Annotated in this window: 2 protein-coding genes; one reads left to right on the forward strand and one right to left on the reverse strand. The window is 68.1% G+C overall.

Annotated features, from left to right (window positions below; all coding sequences use genetic code 11):
* On the reverse strand, positions 1–1,112 hold a 1,112-nt coding region (locus tag LQV45_RS29235; protein WP_230010562.1), incomplete at its 3' end, for a M20/M25/M40 family metallo-hydrolase.
* A 106-nt stretch (positions 1,113–1,218) separates the two neighbouring features.
* Here LQV45_RS29235 and LQV45_RS29240 point away from each other — a divergent pair.
* Positions 1,219–1,818: a DUF3043 domain-containing protein gene (locus LQV45_RS29240; RefSeq protein WP_223917351.1), complete on the forward strand. Its 600-nt coding sequence runs from the start codon at positions 1,219–1,221 to the stop codon at positions 1,816–1,818.
* Positions 1,819–1,859: the final 41 nt, after the last annotated feature.

Genomic DNA, 1,859 nt, shown 5'->3' on the forward strand with positions numbered 1-1,859 from the left:
GCGCCGAACGGGGCGTGGGTTTCGACGTGCTGGCGGACAGCCTCCATGGCGGCTGCCGGAGCCTGACCCGGGGCCAGGCGCAGGCTGAACTTGGCCCGGGCCCGCGGCAGCAGGGTGTTGGAAGCTACGTCCACGGCCGGGGCGTCAAAGCCGATGATGGACAGGGCGGGCTTGGTCCACATGCGTGAGGCAATGCTGCCGGTCCCGGCGAGCTTCACGCCGTCGATCACGGAGGCGTCGGCGCGGTACTCCTCCTCGGTGAGGTCGACAACCACGTCATCGCGGCTCACCAGGCCCTTGATCGCAACGCTGCCCTCGTCGTCGTGGAGGGTCGCGATCAGGCGGGACAGCAGGGTCGGGGCGTCGAGCACGGGGCCGCCGAACATGCCCGAATGCACGGCGTGGTCCAGGACCTTGACCTCGATGGTGCCGTCCACCAGGCCGCGCAGGCTGGTGGTGAGCGCTGGAATGCCGACCTTCCAGTTGCTGGAGTCGGCCACGACGATCACGTCCGCGCGGAGCAGCTCGCGGTGGGTTTCCAGGAACTGCCGGAACGTTGGCGAGCCGGCTTCCTCTTCGCCCTCGAAGAAGAACGTCACGCCCAGGCCCAGTTCGTCACCGAGCACCCGCGTGACCGCAGAGTAGGCGGCGATGTGCGCCAGGATGCCGGCCTTGTCATCGGCGGCACCGCGGCCGAAGAGCCTGCCGTCGCGCTCGACGGCGGTAAAGGGGTCGGTTTCCCAGAGTGCCAGATCGCCAGTGGGCTGGACGTCGTGGTGGGCGTACAGCAGGACTGTCGGCTTGCCCTCCGCGGCCGGGCGGCGGGCGACGACGGCGGGCCCGCCGGGCGTCCCGTCTTCCTTGTCGCAGCGGAGGATCCGGACGTCGTCGAAGCCGCTGGCCCGCACGAGGCTGGCGACGGCGTCGGCGCTGCGGTTCAACGGGGCAGGATCAAAGCTCGGCCAGGCGATGCCCGGTATGGCGACAAGGTCCGTCAGCTGGCCGATCGTCTCGTCGAACGATTCGGCAACGGCCTGGCGGAGGGCCTCGGCATCGATGGTGCCCTCGTGGTCCATGGTGGTCTGCGGGTTCCCCGCGGTAGATGAAGTCATGGCCAAAACACTACCCGTGCTCTGAATCACTACAAACAGCGTCACGCCCGGGCCTGCGCCGTGTGGGCTGGGTCTCGGGCCTGTGTCTGCGGGGTATTCTTTAGGGGTGTTTGGACGTAAAAAGGAAGCGCCATCGGCGCAGGACGTAGTTGACCAGCAGGCATCCGAGGCAGCAGCCCGTAGCGCCGTGACCGGCAAGGGCGCACCCACGCCCAAGCGCAGCGCCCAGGAGGCGGCCCGCAAGCGGCCCCTAGTGCCGGAGGACCGCAAGGCTTCCAAGGCGGCCGAGCGCGCCGCCGTCACGGAGCAGCGGCTCAAGATGCGGCAGGCCATGGACACCGGTGACGAGAAGTTCCTGCCGCTGCGGGACAAGGGTCCGCAGAAGCGGTTCGCCCGTGATTTCGTCGATGCCCGCTTCAGCCTTGGCGAGTTCCTCATGTTCGGCGCCCTGCTGTTTGTCATCATCTCCTTGCTCGTGCCGGCCTCCAGCGCACAGATGGTCTACGTCCTGGGCGCCTTCTGGGTCATGTTCCTCGCGGTCTTCGTGGACGTCTTCATCCTCTCCCGCAAGCTCAAGAAACGGCTCGGCGAAAAGTTCGGCGACGTCGAACGCGGCACGGTCTGGTACGGCTCCATGCGCTCCCTGCAGTTCCGCCGCCTGCGCCTGCCCAAGCCCCAGGTCCGGCGCGGCGAGTTCCCCGCCTGACCTTCCCGTCCACGATTCTTCAACCAAGAAGCCCCCGGCAG

This window comes from Microbacterium sp. Bi128, assembly GCF_918698205.1.